This is a genomic window from Corynebacterium suranareeae, from assembly GCF_002355155.1.
In the GTDB taxonomy this organism is placed as follows: Bacteria; Actinomycetota; Actinomycetes; order Mycobacteriales; family Mycobacteriaceae; genus Corynebacterium; species Corynebacterium suranareeae.
Genome location: NZ_AP017369.1, coordinates 87,202 through 105,306, shown reverse-complemented (window position 1 = coordinate 105,306; position 18,105 = coordinate 87,202). Strand labels below are relative to the sequence as shown.

Sequence of the window (18,105 nt, the reverse complement as noted above, 5' to 3'; positions counted from 1 at the left end):
CCCAAAAGGGGTGTTTGTTGTTATCGGTACATTAGTACCAGTCACCTCCACACCTCACAGTGCTTCCAGATCTGGCCTATCAACCCCATAATCTACAGGGAACCTCAAACGAAACCTCATCTCGAAACAGGCTTCCCGCTTAGATGCTTTCAGCGGTTATCCCTCCCGTACGTAGCCAACCAGCCCTGCTCCTGGCGGAACAACTGGCACACCAGAGGTACGTCCGTCCCGGTCCTCTCGTACTAGGGACAGCCTTCCTTCAAGTTTCAACGCGCGCGGCGGATAGAGACCGAACTGTCTCACGACGTTCTAAACCCAGCTCGCGTGCCGCTTTAATGGGCGAACAGCCCAACCCTTGGGACCTACTCCAGCCCCAGGATGCGACGAGCCGACATCGAGGTGCCAAACCATCCCGTCGATATGGACTCTTGGGGAAGATCAGCCTGTTATCCCCGGGGTACCTTTTATCCGTTGAGCGACACCACAACCACAAGTAGGTGCCGGATCACTAGTCCCGACTTTCGTCCCTGCTCCACCTGTCAGTGTCACAGTCAAGCTCCCTTGTGCACTTACACTCACCACCTGATTACCAACCAAGCTGAGGAAACCTTTGGGCGCCTCCGTTACATTTTGGGAGGCAACCGCCCCAGTTAAACTACCCACCAGGCACTGTCCCCAACCCAGATCATGGGCCAAGGTTAGACATCCAATCCGATCAGAGTGGTATTTCACCAACGACTCACACACAACTAGCGTCACATGATCACAGTCTCCCACCTATCCTACACAAACCGAATCAAACACCAATACCAAGCTATAGTGAAGGTCCCGGGGTCTTTTCGTCCTGCCGCGCGTAACGAGCATCTTTACTCGTACTGCAATTTCACCGGGCCTGTGGTTGAGACAGCAGGGAAGTCGTTACGCCATTCGTGCAGGTCGGAACTTACCCGACAAGGAATTTCGCTACCTTAGGATGGTTATAGTTACCACCGCCGTTTACTGGGGCTTAAATTCTCAGCTTCGCAAAGTAAACTTCACTAACCGGTCCTCTTAACCTTCCAGCACCGGGCAGGCGTCAGTCCGTATACATCAACTTCAACGTCTTCGCACGGACCTGTGTTTTTAGTAAACAGTCGCTTCCCTCTATTCTCTGCGACCACCACCAGCAAAAAAGATGCATGATCTTCCCACCAGTAGTGGCCCCCCTTCTCCCGAAGTTACGGGGGCATTTTGCCGAGTTCCTTAACCACAGTTCACCCGAACGCCTTAGTATTCTCTACCTGACTACCTGTGTCGGTTTAGGGTACGGGCCGAATACCACCATCGCTAGAGGCTTTTCTCGACAGCACAGGATCACCCACTTCACCCAAAAAGGGCTCCGCATCACGCCTCACACAAAAACAGTGCGGATTTGACCTACACTGCGTGCCACACGCTTACACCACAATCCAATAAGTGGCTAGGCTACCTCCCTGCGTCACCCCATCACTTAGCTACTACCAGATCAGGTCCCACGCAACCACACACCACCACAATCAAAGAAAGTGACAGGTGCTTATGGGTGGTTAGTATCACTGATTCACCATGGTCGCTGATACTCGGGTACGGGAATATCAACCCGTTATCCATCGACTACGCCTGTCGGCCTCGCCTTAGGCCCCGACTCACCCTGGGAAGATTAACTTGACCCAGGAACCCTTAGTCATCCGGCGGATACGTTTCTCACGCATCAATCGTTACTCATGCCTGCATTCTCACTCGCACACACTCCACCCAAGGTCACCCTCAAGCTTCACCGTAGTGCACGACGCTCCCCTACCCAACAATCCACAAGGGATCATTGCCGCGGCTTCGGCGGTGTACTTAAGCCCCACTACATTGTCGGCGCGGAATCACTCGACCAGTGAGCTATTACGCACTCTTTCAAGGATGGCTGCTTCTAAGCCAACCTCCTGGCTGTCTTCGCGACCCCACCTCCTTTTCCACTTAGCACACCCTTAGGGGCCTTAGCCGGCGATCTGGGCTGTTTCCCTCTCGACTACGAAGCTTATCCCCCGCAGTCTCACTGCTGCACTCTCACTTACCGGCATTCGGAGTTTGGCTGATGTCGCTAAGATGATAGTCCCGCTAAACCATCCAGTAGCTCTACCTCCGGCAAGAAACACACAACGCTGCACCTAAATGCATTTCGGGGAGAACCAGCTATCACGGAGTTTGATTGGCCTTTCACCCCTACCCACAACTCATCCCCTCAGTTTTCAACCTAAGTGGGTTCGCGCCTCCACAACCTCTTACAGCTGCTTCACACTGGCCATGGGTAGATCACTCCGCTTCGGGTCCAAGACATGCCACTAAAAATCACCCTCGTTAGGATTCGGTTTCCCTACGGCTACCCCACACGGGTTAACCTCGCGACATGCCGCTGACTCGCAGGCTCATTCTTCAAAAGGCACGCCATCACACACCAAAGGTGCGCTCTGACGGATTGTCAGCACACGGTTTCAGGTACTATTTCACTCCCCTCCCGGGGTACTTTTCACCATTCCCTCACGGTACTAATCCGCTATCGGTCATATCAAGTATTCAGGCTTACCGGGTGGTCCCGGCTAATTCACAGCAGATTCCACGAGCCCGCTGCTACTCGGGGTATCAACAACCACACACACCACCATGGCCTTCATGTACAGGACTCTCACCTTCTACGGTAGGCGTTCCCACACCACTTCCACTAACCACGCGACATATGCCCACATCCGGCAGAATGCAGAATGTTGTTGCCCCACAACCACCTACATGCAACCCCTGCCGGGTATCACACACATAAGTTTTAGCCATCATCCACGTTCGCTCGCCACTACTAACGGAATCACAATTGTTTTCTTCTCCTACGGGTACTGAGATGTTTCACTTCCCCGTGTCAACCCCCACACCAGCTATATATTCACCGGTAGGTAACCACACATTACTGCAGCTGGGTTTCCCCATTCGGACATCCTCGGATCAACGCTTAGTTGGCAACTCCCCGAGGCATAACGCAGCCTCTCACGTCCTTCATCGGCTTGATATGCCAAGGCATCCACCGTGTGCCCTAAAAAACAACAAACACAAAAAACCAACCACCACCACAATAAACAACAACGTGCTCATCTCATGGCGTTTGGCGCGTTCGGTCACACAACAAAATAAACAAAAAAATAAAGATGCTCGCGTCCACTATACAGTTCTCACACAACACACCACCCACACCACAACCAACACCACAAAGGCAATTGATTAAGCTGTGAATGCTCGATGTTAGAAACAACCCACACACACCACACACAGTGTGGCGCTTGCGATGTCATTCCAGACACCCAACAGCATGCCATCTAATTCAGCCAGAAGTATTGTTTCTGGTTTTTGTCACCCCAGGGGGTCATCTCCACCCGATTAAATAAGTGTTGGTGGCAACCACATCCGGGTTCCAACACCAACAACCACACACCCAAACAACTGCTCTAGTGGTGGTTTATATAAAGCTCCTTAGAAAGGAGGTGATCCAGCCGCACCTTCCGGTACGGCTACCTTGTTACGACTTCGTCCCAATCGCCGATCCCACCTTCGACAGCTCCCCCCAAAAAGGTTGGGCCACTGGCTTCGGGTGTTACCAACTTTCATGACGTGACGGGCGGTGTGTACAAGGCCCGGGAACGTATTCACCGCAGCGTTGCTGATCTGCGATTACTAGCGACTCCGACTTCATGGGGTCGAGTTGCAGACCCCAATCCGAACTGAGGCCGGCTTTAAGAGATTAGCTCCACCTCACGGTGTGGCAACTCGCTGTACCGACCATTGTAGCATGTGTGAAGCCCTGGACATAAGGGGCATGATGATTTGACGTCATCCCCACCTTCCTCCGAGTTAACCCCGGCAGTCTCTCATGAGTACCCACCAAATGTGCTGGCAACATAAGACAAGGGTTGCGCTCGTTGCGGGACTTAACCCAACATCTCACGACACGAGCTGACGACAACCATGCACCACCTGTGAACCGACCACAAGGGAAAACGTATCTCTACGCCGATCCGGTCCATGTCAAGCCCAGGTAAGGTTCTTCGCGTTGCATCGAATTAATCCACATGCTCCGCCGCTTGTGCGGGCCCCCGTCAATTCCTTTGAGTTTTAGCCTTGCGGCCGTACTCCCCAGGCGGGGCGCTTAATGCGTTAGCTGCGGCACAGAAGTCGTGGAAGACCCCTACACCTAGCGCCCACCGTTTACGGCATGGACTACCAGGGTATCTAATCCTGTTCGCTACCCATGCTTTCGCTCCTCAGCGTCAGTTACTGCCCAGAGACCTGCCTTCGCCATCGGTGTTCCTCCTGATATCTGCGCATTTCACCGCTACACCAGGAATTCCAGTCTCCCCTACAGCACTCAAGTTATGCCCGTATCGCCTGCACGCCCGAAGTTAAGCCCCGGGATTTCACAGACGACGCGACAAACCACCTACGAGCTCTTTACGCCCAGTAATTCCGGACAACGCTCGCACCCTACGTATTACCGCGGCTGCTGGCACGTAGTTAGCCGGTGCTTCTTCTCAAGGTACCGTCACCCTAAAAAGGCTTCGTCCCAAGCGAAAGGAGTTTACAACCCGAAGGCCTTCATCCCCCACGCGGCGTCGCTGCATCAGGCTTGCGCCCATTGTGCAATATTCCCCACTGCTGCCTCCCGTAGGAGTCTGGGCCGTGTCTCAGTCCCAATGTGGCCGTACACCCTCTCAGGCCGGCTACCCGTCGACGCCTTGGTAGGCCATTACCCCACCAACAAGCTGATAGGCCGCAGGCTCATCCCACACCGCAAAAGCTTTCCACACCACCCCTACAGTGATGTGAGTATTCGGTATTAGACCCAGTTTCCCAGGCTTATCCCAAAGTGCAGGGCAGATCACCCACGTGTTACTCACCCGTTCGCCACTCATCCACCCCAGCAAGCTAGGGCTTCAGCGTTCGACTTGCATGTGTTAAGCACGCCGCCAGCGTTCGTCCTGAGCCAGGATCAAACTCTCCACAAAAAAACATGAAAAATGCTTAAGGCTTGTGAAAAGCCCAACACCTGACAAAAACAACAACACCCCCACCAACCACACACAAGGAGCGGTCAGAAAAAAGAGGGTGTTATTGGCATTATCAAAATAAATAATGATGTGTGTGGGTTTCTTCCCTTGACGGGGAACAAGACCACCCACACGACAATCATGCCAACAATAGTTTTATTGTTTACAGTGATGGATAATTTTGGCGATCCACCACCCGGCATGACCCACCACCTCACAAAAATATGTGAAATGGTAGTGACAAAAATAAAATAAATGGCACACTATTGAGTTCTCAAACAACACACGCACACCCCAAAACACACAACGTTTTTTGTTGGTTGATGTCTTGTTGGCAGCTTGTTCAACGTTACTTCATCTTGATGATGTTCACCAAATCGGTGATGTTCTTCAAAAATGGAAGGTTTGTTGATGTTTTGCCAGCGTTTGTTTTCCTAGATCCGCCACACAATCCACACTGTGGTGGGGCGTTGTTGGTCGCGCTGACTTCAATTAAGTTACACACCCTTTAATCAACCCGCAAACACACAGGTCAAGAGGGTATTTTGTAGTACAACGGAGTGTGGAGCGAACAGCCTGGATTGAAACCATGCCCGCACCGCGGGCATTTTTGCGCGCCATAGGCCGTAAGTCCCCCACAGTGACCGCATTGAAGGGAGGAGGGGGCGTCGATAAGCATTTTCCCGAACGGGTGTCCCGCGATCTCCTCGTGGCAGCGATGACACGCCCACCACTGATTGCATGTGGCGCATTTGTTGCCGACGATGTCGAGCGGGCCGTGATAGTGGATGCAGCGGCCGTCGCCGTCAATGAGGTGGCCGCGCATTATCGGCGGCCTAAATAGGAGGAATCGACGGATCCGTGGCGTGAGCATTCCGCATCCCAGCCATCGGGGCGGACTTGGACTTTCATGCGTCGGCCGCAGAGTTGGCAATAACGGGGTGCTTCAAAACCAGCTCGCGCAGAAGGTGACAGTTTGTGTTCACTATTAAAAGGCTTGCCGGTGTTGGGGTGGAAAAGCGGGTCATCGGCCAAAATCATGGCCATTTGGAGATCGTTGTTCATGGCAGTTGTTTTAGATGACCTTATTAAGAACCTTGATTGGAAGTTGGAGGCGATCCATCATGTCCAAGTCTTCTTCCATCGGGCGACCAAGCGTGGTCAGGTAGTTTCCAACGATCATTGCGTTAATTCCACCCAAAAGGCCCTGTTCGGAACCTTTATCACCCAAGGTAAGTTCGCGGCCACCAGCAAAACGAAGCATCGTGTGAGGCATGGCAAGGCGGAAGGCACCGATAGAACGCAAAGCATCACGGCTGTCCATGAGTTCACGATCAGCAAACGGCGTGCCCGGGCGAGGGTCAAGGAAATTCATGGGAACTTCATGCGGATCAAGCTCCGCTAGCTGCACAGCGAATTCTGCACGCTGCTCCAAAGATTCACCCATACCTAAGATGCCACCGGAACACACTTCCAATCCCGCATCGGCAACCAACTGCAAAGTTTCACGGCGCTCTTCCCACGTATGTGTGGTTACAACCTGGGGAAAGTAGGAACGTGCTGTTTCCAGGTTGTGGTTATAGCGATGCACGCCAGCAGCAGCAAGACGCTCAACCTGTTCCTCGTTCAGTGTTCCAATGGATGCCGCAACATCAATGTCCACCTCAGAGTGAATGGCAAGAACTGCCTCTTCCAGCTGAGTCATGAGTTTTTCATCAGGACCTTTAACTGCAGCGACAATACAGAACTCAGTAGCTCCTGTTTTCGCTGTTTGCTTTGCGGCTTCCACCAGATTCGGAATATCCAGCCACACCGAACGCACCGGCGATTCAAACAACCCAGACTGTGAACAGAAATGACAATCTTCAGGACAACCACCAGTTTTGAGAGAAATAATGCCCTCGACCTCGATTTCTTCCCCGCACCACTTGAGTCGAACTTGGTGGGCTAAATCCATCAGATCCGGTATCTGTTCCTCAGGCAACGTGAGGATCTCCATCAACTGTTGCTGATTAAGTCCAATTCCTTGTTCCAGAACTTGGGTGCGGGCGGTGTCAAGGATGGTGCCGGGGATGGTCATGGGTCTCCTAAAGGCTGGTTGTCAAAAACGGCGCACTCAAAGCACGCTGAAGAAAAATTGGGCGCGCGCATGCAAAAAGACGCGTGCCTTAAGCGACAACCTTAACCCATGACTTGAACAGTGTTCAAGGAATTTTTGAACACTGTTCAAAATCAGTGTTTAACAGTGCGATTGAACGGCCTTGCTAACCAGCGCCGTTCAAACAAGCTTACTTAGACTTCTTCTTCGCCTTCTTACGCTTCTTAGCAGGTGCGAACACCAAAGCACCCGCAATAGCAGCAAGGAAAAGATCCTTAGACAATCCGGTTCCATCCTGGGAAGGGCGGATTCCATCATCTTGAGTCATCGCTGGGTTACGGAAGTAAATGGCCAACAAACCTGCAGAGAAAGCACCAAGACCCAAACCTGCAAGACGGCTAGGAATAAATGGAGCAAGCAAAGCTCCACCGATACCCAACTCCGAGTAGGCAACAAACTTACCGAAAGTCTCTGCATCCATATCAGCCACCGCTGGAACACCAGTTGCAGCTAGACCCTGAATGCCAGCAGCGGCCTCATTAGGCAATCCAAGTTTTCCGTAGCCGGACTGCAGAATATAAGCGCCAGACACACCACGCAGGATTGCGTTGGAAATGCTCATTAAAGTTCCTCCAAAAGAGATTGTTGATTCGGCACCAACTTTACCCACGAGTGTGGAAATGAAGCATTCAGGAGTACAAAACCCAACCTCACACCAACAACCTATCCTGGAGCCCATGAAAATCTTTGTTGGTTTTGGCGATTATCCACTCACCACCAAGGCTTTAAAGGAAGCAGGCGCAGAAATAGTCGACTCCCTTGAGAAGGCCGAAGGGTTTGTGTTTACTCAAACACCAGGCACAGAATTTCCCCCACTTCCCGACCAAGTGCGGTGGGTGCAATTTCCCAATGCAGGGCTTAACGCATATTTCACAGCTGGGCAGATTGATGACAAACGTCGGTGGTCAAATGCATCAGGGGTGTATGGCCAACAGGTTGCCGAAGCAGCAATGGGCCTTTTGCTGGGACTGATTCATATGCACCCCACCATGGTGCGCGCCGATAGTTGGGCACCACGCAGCCAGGTGGATCAGCAGACCAGATGGCTTGATGGCGCAACGGTCGCCATTGTGGGAGCTGGTGGAATCGGTAAACATCTAGCAGCCATGGTGAAACCTTTTGGCGCAAAGTCTTTAGCAGTAAGCAGGACCGGTAACCCAACCCAAGATTTTGATGCCACGGCACCTATATCCAACCTGCACCAGGCGCTTGCCGACGCCGACCATGTGGTGCTGTGCGTACCTCTTACCGCGGATACCCACCATTTGATCGGACAGGCAGAGCTTAAAGCAATGAAGCCGACTGCAACCTTGATCAACGTTGCTCGCGGAGAAGTAGTAGATACAAAAGCTTTAGTTAATGCCTTAGATGCCCAAGAAATATCCGGAGCAGGGCTGGATGTCACCGACCCTGAACCATTGCCCGACGGTCATCCACTGTGGGGTCGCAGCAACGTGATCATTACCCCGCACGTAGCCAACACGTTGACCTCGATGGATCGCATGCTTGCCCCAGTGGTGGCAGAAAACTATCGACGGTTTCTTGCTGGAGAAAAGATGCTGACCGAGGTGGACATCCACAAAGGTTACTAGAGCAGTGGCTTTGAATATAGATGCTCTGGTCGCCCGGACTGTCCGTACCGAAGGCGAACCTGGATCACACCTTGGCTAGCCATCGCTGCCAGCCTGCGCTGTGCTGTGGCACGTGAAACTCCGGCGGCTTCGGAAGCTTCTGTTGCAGAGAGTTCTTGGCCTTCCAGGGCGTCGAGAAGCAATTGCTCTGTGGCGGATCTAGAGACGGTGACTGGCGCTTGGGTGCCGTTGAGGATTGCGGTTGCCTGGTCAATTTTGTCTTGGGAAAGTCCTTGGGTGCCGGATAAGACATGGCGGTAGCGGACGTAACGGTCAAGGCGTTCCACGAGACGTTTTTGGGGAAATGGTTTGAGCAGATATCCGAGTGCCCCGGCGCGCATGGCGCGTCGAACTGTTTTGATGTCATCGGCTGCGCTGAGCACAAACGCATCAATGTTGGAAGTGCCCACGAGGTCAATGCCGTCGCCGTCGGGAAGGTAGACATCAACAAGCAAAAGGTCTGGGGAAAATGTGGCGATCAGCGTTTTTGCCTCTGCGAGGGTGCGCGCGGTACCGACCACCGAAAATCCAGGGGACGCATCAACAATGGAGGCGTGAATGCCGGCGACGCGGAAATCATCATCAATTACTAAAACTTTAAGTGTTTGATCCATTACTCCATTACTCCATTACTCCCGGTAGTTTCACTCCAAATACAGCGCCATCTTCGGTTCCTTGATCAATCACCCAGACATCGCCACCATGTGATCTAGCCAAAGCCCGGCACAGTTTCAGTCCAATGCCATGCCCGTGGGTGCGTTCATTATCTTCAGAGTCTCCTATCTGGGAGGCTGTGGCAAATACATCCACGCCCTCTGGAATGCCAGGGCCAGAATCTGCAACAGAAATGACCAGCGTATCGGCATCATCCATCAGCGTAAGATCAATCCACCGTGGTGCCTCACCTGACACCGCAGCATCGATGGCATTGTTGATTAAATTACCCAAAATGGTTGCTACATCTTCTGGCTCCTTGACGGTGCCAAGGATGAGCGTGTCAGAGTTGATGCGCAGACTAACGCCCTTTTCAGATGCCGAAATAGAAGCAGTACTTAAAAATGAGCTCAAAAATGCTTCATTGAGGTGCGCTGATCCGATTAATGGATGTGACTGTCCCCCGTTGCGGGATATATCGCCTAGAAACTCTGCCGCGTCGTGGACGCGGCCGGCGTCGATAAGCCCTGTTGCGGTGTGGATGCGGTTGGCAAACTCGTGGCGCTGGGCGCGCAGTGCGTGGGTCATGGTGCGCACAGAGTCGAGGCGTTCACTGAGTTCAATGATGTCGGTGCGATCGCGGATGGTTACCACGTAGCCTAAATCTTGATCCCCTCGGCGCACGGGGTGGAAATCCAGATAGAGGATCCTGCCGTTATGCGCAACGGTTTCTGGATGCTGACCATGCAGCACAACGCCATCAAGCCCCAGGTCAAGGCCTAGTTCTTTCAACGTTCTGCCGCTCATAGGACCTGCATCAATCATGGATTGTGCTTGCTCATTATGCACCCCAATTGTTCCATTTGGGCTCAGCGCCAGCACCCCCTCATCGATGCCATCAATGACAGCGGTCTGATTTTGCACAAGGGTGACCAGCTCTTCTGGCTGCAGACCTAAGGTCACGCGCTCCCAACGCCGACGCATGCCCATGGCTACACCCACGCCGATGAGGATTCCCAACACAGAAATAAGCGCGAGGGCTGCGAGGAACATGGGCAGGCGAGAATAAACACTGTCGCGTTCAAACCCAACACTGACCTCACCAACTGGGATATTAGAATCCGGCGCGAAGATGGGTACTTTTGCTCGTGCGGATGCACCAAGGGTTCCGGTCTCCCACGCCATGGTTTCTTCACCTCGCATGGCTGCCTCGAAGCTAGTGCTCACCTGCTCACCTAGACGTTCCTCATCTGGGTGGGACAGGCGGATACCTAAACCGTCGGTGACCACAACGAACAAGGCTCCGGTGCGTTCATTGGCCGCCTGGGCAATGGCTTGGATATCTCCGTTGGCTAATTCTTCGGCTGACGGGCTTGCGCCTGTTTGAGTATCAAGCGCTACTTCCTCGCGGATCTGCGGATTGGATGCCACTGAACGTCCGATGGACAACGCTGTGTGCTCGGCCTCAGTTTTCATCTGATCCATCATCAAAACTGCGAAGATTCCGGTGCAGATAGCTACCACCAAAGCGACGGTAGCCACTTGAATCACCAGTATTCGGGTAGCAAAGCGAATGATGTCCACCTCCTTGAAGTTTTTCGTTTGGATCCACCAACAGGCACGCCCACCCCCGGGGGGTAATTATCGACAGAGCGTGAGGCGAAGTCCCAGGCCAACGAATCTGAGCATAATGCACAAAAGTCTTCTTTTGCGCACTACCTCAGGCAATGCACCAAACACTTCTGTGCGTGACACACGCCACCTTATACTCCCACAAGCAACACAGAACACTCGGGATCTCAAAGTTTCGAGAAACACAGAAAGGGCAGCAATGAGCAGCTCAACACTTCTCCTGGCTTCGGGACAAGTCACGGCCCTAGCCGCTGACTACACGCTAAGCCACACCCCTTCAGACGGAATACTGGTAGTCCTCGGATTCGCCATGATCCTCACCTTCATGACACTGATCATGCTGGGACGCATGACCCCCATGGTGGCCATGCTGTTGGTCCCCACCATCTTCGGTCTCATCGCAGGCGCAGGACTCGGCCTAGGCGACATGGCACTTGACGCCATCAAAGACATGGCCCCCACCGCAGCACTCCTCATGTTTGCAATCATGTTCTTCGGAATCATGATTGACGTCGGACTTTTCGACCCCCTAATCCGCGGCATCACCAGGGTCCTCCACGACGACCCCGCAAAAGTTGTCCTCGGCACCGCAATCCTGGCCGGTGTAGTCTCCCTCGACGGCGACGGCTCCACCACCTTCATCATCACCACCTCCGCAATGCTGCCCATCTACCTGCGCCTAGGAATGAGCCCCGTGGTTCTCACCTGCACCGCTGGCCTGATCAACGGCACCATGAACATCCTCCCTTGGGGTGGCCCAACCGTTCGCGCCGCAGCAGCACTTGGCCTTGAACCAGCCGACGTTTTCGTACCAATGGTCCCATCGCTTATCGCCGGCGTGGTCATCTGCCTGCTCTTTGCATGGTTCCTCGGACTGTCCGAGCGCAAGCGCCTGGGCAAGATCGACTCTTCACGCTTTGGTGGACCAGGTCTGGATGCGCCTGAATCAGATTCCGGATCCGGCTCCAGCTCCAGCAAGAAGGGCTACCCAGGGCTGGGCGGACTGGGTAAAGGCTCTGGTAAAGGCTCGGGTAAAGATCAGAACACCCCTAAGCCTGGCCCTAACGGCGGTGGCGTAATTGTTGAAGACCGCGAAGTTGAAACTGAGCAGCACATCAACCTCAACGAATCCACACTCGCAGAAAACATGACTGACTCCCTGCTCGATCCACATCGCGCAACGCTACGCCCGAAGCTGTTCTGGTTCAACGCAGCTCTGACGGCAGTGGTCATGGTTTTGTTGGTTGCCGATATCTTCCCACTCGCCTTCGTCTTCATGGCTGGCGCTGGACTTGCCCTCGCGGTGAACTTCCCTAAGGTCAAGGATCAGGCAAACGAAATGCTGGCGCACTCTTCCAGCATCGTCGGCGTTGTCTCCATGGTTTTGGCAGCAGGTGTTTTGGTCGGCGTGCTCAACGGCACCGGCATGGTCGATGCGATGGCCACCTGGATCACCACCGTTATTCCGAACGCCATGGGCCCTCACCTGGCTGTGATCACCGGTTTGCTGTCCATCCCAATGACATTTTTCATGTCCAACGACGCCTTCTACTTCGGTATCCTTCCGGTTCTTGCAGAAAGCGCTTCCCACTTCGGAATCGAGCCTGTGGAAATGGCCCGCGCATCCATCACCGGCCAGCCGGTTCACATGCAAAGCCCGCTGGTTCCAGCGATCCTCCTGCTAGTGTCCCTCGCCAATGTCAACCTTGGCGATCACCACAAGAAGGTTCTGTGGCGTGCCTGCATCGTATCCATTGCGATGCTCGCCGTAGCGCTATTCATCGGCGTTGTGCCACTCAGCGCTTAAAAATAGCTTTTCGACGAATCCCTCCCCCGTGTTGTTCTGTGCACGGGGGAGGGATTTTTCTTGTATTCTCACCCAGTATGAACAACCGTGCGTACGGCCTGGGATTTTTCAGTTTCCTTGCTGGCCTCATCTGCGCTGCAGCGTGGGTCCTTTTCATCATGGTTTTTGATGGACAATATGAATTCACCCACCCGCAGGTTTTCGGAGCTTGCGTCAACTTCGCCTTAGTGTGCGTCGCACTTTCCTACTGGGGTTATCGAAAGCGTTTACCTTGGAAAAGGATCATCAACCGGATCGCGGTTGGCCTGACCATTGCCATCGGTATCGTATTCGCGGCTGTCTCAGCACCTTACGATGACACAGGGCTGTGGGGAGTCGGGCTCGTCTACATCTGTGTTGGATCATTTGCGGGTGCCTGGCTAGTTAGCGCAGTAACCTTGGCGATCATCAACCTCCCCCGAATGTTTCGATCCACCACAAATTTGAACCCACCGTCGGAAAATGGTGAATCCTAACGCTTTTGAGGTCTAAAAGCGTTAGGATTCACCAGTCATCAGCAGTGACCCTCAAAAAATGTTGAATCCTCACCGCGAAACTACAAAGATGGTGCGTCCAAAACTTGGGTGACCAACTCGGCGATGCGGGAGCGTTCCGAACGCTGCAAGGTGATGTGGCCAAATAGTTCATGGTTTTTGAGGGATTCCACAACGGAAACGATGCCGTCATAGCGACCAACGCGCAGGTTATCGCGTTGAGCTACATCGTGAGTGAGAACCACGCGGGAGTTTTGGCCAATGCGCGACAGCATGGTGAGTAGGACATTTCGTTCTAAGGATTGGGCTTCGTCGACGATGACGAAGGCGTCGTGAAGCGAACGTCCGCGGATGTGGGTTAGCGGAAGGACTTCAATGAGGCCGCGGGAGAGGGCTTCGTCGATGATGTTTTGGCTGACCATGGAACTTAGGGTGTCAAAAACTGCCTGCGCCCATGGCCCCATTTTCTCTTCTTGATCACCCGGGAGATAACCCAGCTCTTGACCACCGACGGCAAACAGCGGGCGAAACACAATGATTTTGCGCTGGATGCGGCGTTCCATCACCGCCTCCAGACCAGCGCACAGCGCGAGTGCACTTTTTCCGGTTCCGGCGGGCCCTCCGATGGAGACGATGCCGACGGAGTCGTCGTTAAGCAAATCAATAGCAACCCGCTGCTCGGCGCTGCGCCCGCTGATGCCAAATACCTGCTGGTCGCCGGGGACAAGCTCAATGATTTTCTCAGCATTGATGCGGCCAAGCGCCGATCCGCTGTTGGATTTCAGGGCGAAGCCATGGTTGACGGGCAGATGCTCTAGCTCTGCAATGCGCACCTCGCCGGTGTCATAAAGTTCACTGAGCTGGTCATCGGTGATGGTGGCGTGGGTCATGCCGGTGTAACCACGGTCGCGGGCCAGGGCAGCGCGGTATTCCTGTGCGGCAATTCCGCTTGCCGACGCTTTAATCCGCATCGGTAAATCCTTCGACACCAACACCACATTGTGGCCCTCTTCCTGCAGGTTCTTTGCCACAGCAAGAATGCGGGTGTCATTGCCACCAAGGCGGAAACCCACCGGCAAGGACTCTACATTTTGATGGTTTAACTCCACATGGATGTGTCCGCCTTCATCACCGATGGGCAGCGGCTTGGACAAATCCCCATGCACTTCACGCAGCTCATCCAACATACGAAGCGCCTGGCGAGCAAAAAAGCCAAGGTCCGGGTGGGAACGCTTAGCTTCTAGCTCCGTAATGACAACAATTGGCAGAACAACATCGTGTTCGGCGAACCTGGTCAACGACACCGGATCCGACAACAATACGGACGTATCCAACACATAAGTGATAGCGGTTTCCTGCGCACCCCCTTCCGTTTCCCAATGCTCCATATCTGGCTGAAGCGAAGAATTTTCAAGGAAATCTGGATAGGTAGTGGTCACAAGTCCTCCTCTAAGTGGGCTTGCCAGCCACGGTAGTAGGCACCGCGGGCGAATACCGGGGTCTCGACAAGTTTTCATGAGCCCGTTACCCGGTGTTCAGTTAGTACAAGTTTTAACCAGCGCGGTTCATTTACTTCACACTTTCCGCATCAAGCGCTATAGTGAGGTTTGTTCTCAGGGCGGGGCGAAATTCCCCACCGGCGGTAAGACGAATCATCAGATATGAAACGTCAAGCCCGCGAGCGCCACTAACAAGTGGGTCAGCAGATCCGGTTAAATTCCGGAGCCGACGGTTACAGTCCGGATGCAAGAGAACCGCGGTTTCACCGATTTTTGGTGTACCCGGAATTAAGGCCCCGAGGATTACATGTTTTAGATCCTAAAAAGGGGACAAGATCATGAATCCTATAACCGAATTATTAGACGCAACACTGTGGATCGGTGGAGTACCCATCCTGTGGCGCGAAATCATCGGTAATGTTTTTGGATTATTTAGTGCATGGGCTGGAATGCGCCGCATCGTGTGGGCATGGCCAATCGGAATTTTAGGTAACGCACTACTTTTTACAGTTTTTATGGGTGGCCTTTTCCACACTCCGCAAAACCTCGATCTCTATGGTCAAGCAGGCCGACAGATCATGTTCATCATCGTCAGTAGTTATGGCTGGTACCAATGGTCAGCTGCGAAACGTCGTGCGCTGTCCCCTGAAAATGCTGTAGCCGTTATTCCTCGATGGGCAACCACCAAAGAACGCACCGGACTAGTGATCGCCGCGATTGTTGGAACTTTAAGCTGCGCCTGGATTTTCCAAGCATTAGGTTCCTGGGGACCATGGGCGGATGCGTGGATTTTTGTTGGATCAATCCTGGCCACATACGGAATGGCACGCGGCTGGACTGAATTCTGGCTGATCTGGATCGGAGTCGACCTGGTTGGTGTGCCACTACTATTTACCGCTGGTTACTACCCATCCGCGGTGCTGTACCTGGTGTACGGCGTGTTTGTCAGCTGGGGTTTTGTGGTGTGGATGCGGGTGCAGCAGAAGGAAAAGAAGGAAGTGGTGGAGGGAGGCGTCGAAAAGCGTATTGCCGAACAGGCTATTTGAGCTCGCCCGTCCAGCTTGCGTAGGTGATTGGGATGGCGCGGAGCTCGCGCCTGGACACCACAGACCAAACGCGGACCGCAAGCACCGCCGACGCTACCGCTAAGAAAATCGGCAGGTAGCCTTGGGCTTCCATGTCGGTGAATTCCACCGCGGCGATCAGCCCGAACAGTGGCGCGGCCATGGTGGTAGATAAAAACGCAGCGGCACCAAGGAGCGCAAAAGCGGCGATCGGGACGTTGGTCATGGGCTCCAAAATAGCCCCCACTACCCCACCAACCATCGCACCCAACGCGAAGGCAGGAATCAGGTTTCCACCAACCATGCCTACCCGGAAGGCCAGCAAGAACATGGCGGTACGCAGGACCAACACCAACAAAATGGTGCCCAAGATAAGGCCGTCGCCAAGCATGGAATCAGCAAGCCACCTTGGATTAGCCAAGGTCTCCGGGAAGAAATAAATCACCACGGCGATCGCAAGGAATCCCAACGGCATCTGCCACAAAATCTTCACACCCTTTGGTGAAGCCTGCGCCATTTTATGTGCCGCCGCCGAGAACCAGTGCCCGCAAATCCCAGCAACCACCCCGGTAACCATCGCAGCGAACAGCATCCACGGGCTTTCCGTCAACGGAACAGTGCTGAAAACATCCGGGGTTTGCACAAAAAAACCAGTGGTAGCAACCGCGGCGGTCGTGGTGATAATTGCGATGACAACAGTGCGCGTGGAGGCCTCCACCAACAACACCTCAAGAGCAAACAACACACCCGCCAATGGGAGGTGGAAGCTAGCACCCAAACCAGCACCCGCAGCCGACGCCACCAAAATACGCTTTGCATCAATATCTAACTGCAGCCACCTAGTAAAACGCTCACCTACCAAAGCACCCGCAATCCGAGGCGCGTTTTCTGCACCCACCGGAGCACCCGCCGCAACTGTAGTGACCTGCAAAAATGCGGAAGCTATGGTTTCTATAATCGGCATCTTCTCACCACGAACAGCACCAACAATAGACACCTCTTTACACCCAGTCCGGTGCACAAAAAACCACGCCCACGACGCCACCACGCTGAGCACAACAACCGTGATTGACAACCGAAGCGGCGACACATTGGCCACTGGATTCTGGTTATGCAAATGATCCGCACCATAAACCAACCGTTCCACCCCAATGGCCGACCAGTTCAGCGCAGCAACAAAAAGACCAGTACCCACCCCGATGATGGCGGCGATAACGGCTAGTCGATTAAGCGGAATGGTTGTTACAGGAACTCGATTTGGCACGCGAAACACTATAGCTAGTAAAAGCGACACCACCGGATATTTAATTCCTGACTAAATATCCGGCTCAAATTATCTGGCTCGAATAGTCCGGCTCAAATTGTCCGGTTCAAATAATTTCGGCCACCGCGCCTCAATTAAAACTATGATGAGGGAAAGCTTCTAAATTTGCAGGTTCACTAAAAGGTTCCCTGGTTCCCTAGAGGTGCTCTAGTAGATCTCTAGCAGGTTCGCCAAAAAATGAAAGAGGTTCACGCCCATGCCTACCTATACTTGTTGGTCGCAAAGAATTCGCATTTCTAGGGAAGCTAAGCAACGCATCGCGGAAGCAATCACTGATGCCCACCATGAAATAGCGCTTGCGCCTAAGTACTTGGTGCAGGTGATTTTCAATGAGGTGGAGCCTGATTCTTATTTCATTGGTGCGCAGCCGACTTCGGAAAACCATATTTGGATCCAGGCAACCATTCGATCCGGCCGCAGTGAAAAGCAAAAAGAGGAGCTATTGCTGCGGATTACTTCGGAGATTGCGTTGATTTTGGGAATCCCCAATGAAGAGGTGTGGGTTTATATAACGGAGATTCCTGGTTCAAATATGACTGAATATGGTCGCCTGCTTATGGAACCTGGCCAGGAGGAAGAGTGGTTTAACTCGCTCCCCGAAGGTCTGCGTGAAAGGTTAAGTGAGCTGGAAGAGGGCTAGAATGCCTCTCAAGTAGGTCATTTACCAGTTCTTCGGCAATACTGTCTTAAGAGAAAATGCTGTCCAGTAC

General features: G+C 53.3%; 13 protein-coding genes, 2 rRNA genes and 1 riboswitch. Of the genes, 5 read left to right on the top strand and 10 right to left on the bottom strand.

Annotated features, from left to right (window positions below; genetic code table 11):
- Positions 1-11: 11 nt before the first annotated feature.
- The 6 genes from N24_RS00510 to N24_RS00475 form a co-directional block, all read right to left on the bottom strand.
- Positions 12-3,103 (bottom strand): 23S ribosomal RNA (locus N24_RS00510).
- Between the two features lie 423 nt (positions 3,104-3,526).
- Positions 3,527-5,051 (bottom strand): 16S ribosomal RNA (locus tag N24_RS00505).
- The 16S and 23S rRNA genes sit together here, the layout of an rRNA operon.
- A 574-nt stretch (positions 5,052-5,625) precedes the next feature.
- A complete protein-coding gene (locus N24_RS00490) occupies positions 5,626-5,919 on the bottom strand; it encodes a CHY zinc finger protein (RefSeq protein ID WP_331713107.1) in 294 nt (97 codons plus the stop codon).
- Entirely contained in the window at positions 5,919-6,158 is a 240-nt protein-coding gene (bsaP, locus tag N24_RS00485; protein ID WP_096453382.1) for a biotin synthase auxiliary protein BsaP, read from the bottom strand. The genes N24_RS00490 and bsaP overlap by 1 nt, the downstream gene beginning before the upstream one ends.
- A 10-nt stretch (positions 6,159-6,168) precedes the next feature.
- Positions 6,169-7,173: a biotin synthase BioB gene (bioB, locus tag N24_RS00480; protein ID WP_096453380.1), complete on the bottom strand. Its 1,005-nt coding sequence runs from the start codon at positions 7,171-7,173 to the stop codon at positions 6,169-6,171.
- 208 nt (positions 7,174-7,381) lie between these two features.
- On the bottom strand, positions 7,382-7,813 hold the full coding sequence (locus tag N24_RS00475; protein ID WP_096453378.1) for a hypothetical protein: 432 nt from the start codon (positions 7,811-7,813) through the stop codon (positions 7,382-7,384).
- A 115-nt stretch (positions 7,814-7,928) separates the two neighbouring features.
- Between N24_RS00475 and N24_RS00470 the strand changes: the two genes are divergently transcribed.
- Positions 7,929-8,843 carry a D-isomer specific 2-hydroxyacid dehydrogenase family protein gene (locus tag N24_RS00470; protein WP_096459514.1) on the top strand — a complete coding sequence of 305 codons (915 nt, stop codon included), beginning with the start codon at positions 7,929-7,931 and terminating at the stop codon, positions 8,841-8,843.
- On the opposite strand, the gene N24_RS00465 is transcribed toward N24_RS00470, so the two are convergent.
- A complete protein-coding gene (locus N24_RS00465) occupies positions 8,840-9,496 on the bottom strand; it encodes a response regulator (RefSeq protein WP_003855418.1) in 657 nt (218 codons plus the stop codon). The genes N24_RS00470 and N24_RS00465 overlap by 4 nt on opposite strands.
- Positions 9,497-9,503: 7 nt before the next feature.
- Positions 9,504-11,120, bottom strand: a complete 1,617-nt coding sequence (locus N24_RS00460; protein WP_167381976.1) for a sensor histidine kinase — start codon at positions 11,118-11,120, stop codon at positions 9,504-9,506.
- A gap of 247 nt (positions 11,121-11,367) precedes the next feature.
- On the opposite strand from N24_RS00460, the gene N24_RS00455 reads away from it, so the two are divergent.
- On the top strand, positions 11,368-12,975 hold the full coding sequence (locus N24_RS00455; RefSeq protein ID WP_096453374.1) for a CitMHS family transporter: 1,608 nt from the start codon (positions 11,368-11,370) through the stop codon (positions 12,973-12,975).
- 77 nt (positions 12,976-13,052) lie between these two features.
- The gene (locus tag N24_RS00450; protein WP_096453372.1) at positions 13,053-13,490 is read left to right on the top strand and encodes a transporter; all 438 of its coding nucleotides are present in this window, start codon (positions 13,053-13,055) and stop codon (positions 13,488-13,490) included.
- Between the two features lie 80 nt (positions 13,491-13,570).
- On the opposite strand, the gene N24_RS00445 is transcribed toward N24_RS00450, so the two are convergent.
- Positions 13,571-14,947 carry a PhoH family protein gene (locus tag N24_RS00445; RefSeq protein WP_096453370.1) on the bottom strand — a complete coding sequence of 459 codons (1,377 nt, stop codon included), beginning with the start codon at positions 14,945-14,947 and terminating at the stop codon, positions 13,571-13,573.
- 166 nt (positions 14,948-15,113) lie between these two features.
- Positions 15,114-15,267, top strand: a riboswitch (FMN riboswitch).
- A 78-nt stretch (positions 15,268-15,345) separates the two neighbouring features.
- Between N24_RS00445 and pnuC the strand changes: the two genes are divergently transcribed.
- Positions 15,346-16,053, top strand: coding sequence for a nicotinamide riboside transporter PnuC (gene pnuC / locus N24_RS00440; protein WP_096453368.1), 708 nt, complete (start codon positions 15,346-15,348; stop codon positions 16,051-16,053).
- On the opposite strand, the gene N24_RS00435 is transcribed toward pnuC, so the two are convergent.
- Positions 16,046-17,344, bottom strand: coding sequence for a chloride channel protein (locus tag N24_RS00435; RefSeq protein WP_096459511.1), 1,299 nt, complete (start codon positions 17,342-17,344; stop codon positions 16,046-16,048). The genes pnuC and N24_RS00435 overlap by 8 nt on opposite strands.
- 247 nt (positions 17,345-17,591) lie before the next feature.
- On the opposite strand from N24_RS00435, the gene N24_RS00430 reads away from it, so the two are divergent.
- Positions 17,592-18,035 (top strand): tautomerase family protein, encoded by a 444-nt coding sequence (locus N24_RS00430; RefSeq protein WP_096453366.1) that lies wholly within the window; start codon positions 17,592-17,594, stop codon positions 18,033-18,035.
- Positions 18,036-18,105: the final 70 nt, after the last annotated feature.